At 59.9% G+C, this 2,426-nt stretch carries 1 protein-coding gene; it reads right to left on the bottom strand.

The window, feature by feature from the left end:
• The coding region (locus tag FFS57_RS24630; protein WP_137940469.1) for a type VI secretion system Vgr family protein at positions 1–2,349 on the bottom strand (2,349 nt) is incomplete at its 3' end.
• Between the last annotated feature and the right edge of the window lie 77 nt (positions 2,350–2,426).

Raw genomic sequence — 2,426 nt, 5'->3', positions numbered from 1 at the left:
GCCGATCAACTTGCCATCGGTGGCGGTGAGGCGGACGTTCTTGGCGGCGTTGACTTCGGTATCGTCATGCTGGCTTTGCAGCAGGAACTTGCCCTGATGGGCAATGGCCTTGATGCCGTTGGCGTGCGAGAACAGCGAGATGCCCTGGCCAGCGTTGACGTTGACACGTTGGCCGGAGGTCAGTTGCAGGTGTTGTCTGGCGATGCTGTCGAGGTTGACCCCCGCGTAGCTGACCAGGGTCTTGGGGGTGGCCAGACTGATGCCCTGCGGTGCGGTCAGGCCGATGATGGCCGCTTCCTTGTCCACCGGGGCATCCGGCTGGGTATTGCTGCCATCCTCCCAATGTTGCACGCCCTGTTGCACCGCCTGCTGCGGTTCCGACTCGACTGGCAGACCCTGATGCTGGGCGGCATAGGTGCCAAGACTCTTGAACAGGTCGAGGCATTCCTGCATCAAGGCCAGGTATTCTTCGCGGGCCAGTTGCCCCTCGCTGGCATGCAGGCGTTGCCAGGCGGAGAGCAACATACCCTTGGCGGAACGTAATGCCAGGCTGTCGTCGGTACGCAGTTCAGCCCCTTCGCCGCGTGGCTTGGCTTTCCCGTCCTGCCGGGGGTGGGCCAGCCAGCCCAGATTCAGCTCGGTTTGCCCGTGACTGGTGGCCAGACGGGTTCTGATCTGACCGGTACTGTCGTCGAATAACAGTTCGGAATAGCCGTCAGCCTGGTATTCCTTGCTCTTGTAACCATACAGCGTCTTGTTGGCGGGTAGGCTGCCGACCCGGCTGAAGTCGACTGCGGGGTGGTTTGCGTTGTGCACCACCGAGCGGACAATGGGGCGGTCGATCTGGCCATCCAGAAAGTCCACCACCACGGATTGCCCGACCCTTGGTAAAAATCGAGCCCCCCAACCCGCACCGCTGATGGCTTGTTCGACCTGGACCCAGCAGGAGCTGTTGTCGGTGTAGCCCGCCCCACTGCCGGTATCGGCCGGTCGGTGATCTTGCCCCCGTTGCCAGGGGAACTGGATCTTGATCCGTCCCCACTCGTCGGTATGGATTTCCTCCCCGGGTGGGCCGACCACGATGGCGATCTGCGGCCCTGGTGCAGTCGGGGCGGCATGCTGGACGGGGTCGAAGTGGGGTCGGTAGGGAATCAAGCGGCGGAGCGCGGTAACATGGTTTTCATAGAGCGGTCGGTCATCCTGCTGTGGCAGGCGGAACAGTGTGTGGATGCCGTGCATGAACACATTGTCGAAGTTGTTGCGGCCCTGATGTTCCACCCGTAACAGCAGGAACTGCCGTTGCCGGGGTTCGTCCTGATCGTGGATGGCATGGTCCGTCAAGCTGAACCATTGTCCGGCTTGCAGTTCGGGTACTACGCTGCGACCGTCGAACTGTTTGGCTTGGGCTTCGATGGCTTCCATGCGCTGCTCGGCGTAGCGATCCAGATCCCCCTGGTGCTCGCCATACAGGTTGCCGGGCACATCATAGTGTTCCAGTCCGGCCACCAGTGCTTGGCTGCCCTCGCTATATTGGTGATGCGTGGGGAGGGTGCTGGTCGCGGCACCGGCGGCCTTGTAGTCGTAACTGAGTAGGCTGACCGCCCCTGATTGCAATGCACGTTGACCATGCCAATGGGTGATCGCATTGCGGGCTTCGGTGGCATCGGCACGATGAAAGCGCACAGGCGACGCGCGGTTCTCAAGCAGGGTGTCGTTGTCATCGCACAATACCAGCTGATGGGCGCCAACCTCATCTCCGGCATGGTCGATGAACCAATAGATCCCTTCCTTACGCAGTAGCCGTTCGATAAAGGTGAAATCGGTTTCGCGATATTGCACGGTATAGGCGCGGGCGGGATAGGTGCGTCGCAACTTCAGTTGCCATTGCAGCCACGGATTGAAGGCTTGATGTTCGCGCAGCAGGCATTCGACGATATCGGGGACTGAACGCTCACCAAACACCCGGCTGGATTGGCGCAGAGACAGTAAGTGGAGCGAGGGTTTCAGGCGGATTGAATACAGGCTCATGCCACCGTTGGACCCCAGCTGCTCGGCCCGCACCACCTGGCCACTGACGCGACGTGACTGGCGATTATCGGTCAGGACTTCCAAGGTGGCTGGGGCTCCGATCAACTGTTTCAATTCCCAATGGGCAGATTCGCTCAGCAGCTGGATCTCGAATTCGCAGCCTTCGCTGATGGCTTCCCAGCCGTCAAAGCGGGCGACTACAAAGCTGCCGTTCAGTTTGGTGGCGGGGCCGGCGAGGGAGAGTTGCAGCAGGCGGGCGTGTTGGTCGAAGGGGTTTTGCAGGAGTGTGCGGAGTGTGTCCAATAAGTTGTCAAACCGCATGGAATATTACCAAGGTGCAAATATGATTTTAAATATTGCAAATGGCAATGTGACATGCAAGATCATTTATACATCAG

The organism is Chitinivorax sp. B (genome assembly GCF_005503445.1).
Lineage (GTDB): Bacteria > Pseudomonadota > Gammaproteobacteria > Burkholderiales > SCOH01 > Chitinivorax.
Note: the sequence above shows the minus strand (reverse complement) of the source record. Positions and strands in the feature narration are given on the sequence as shown.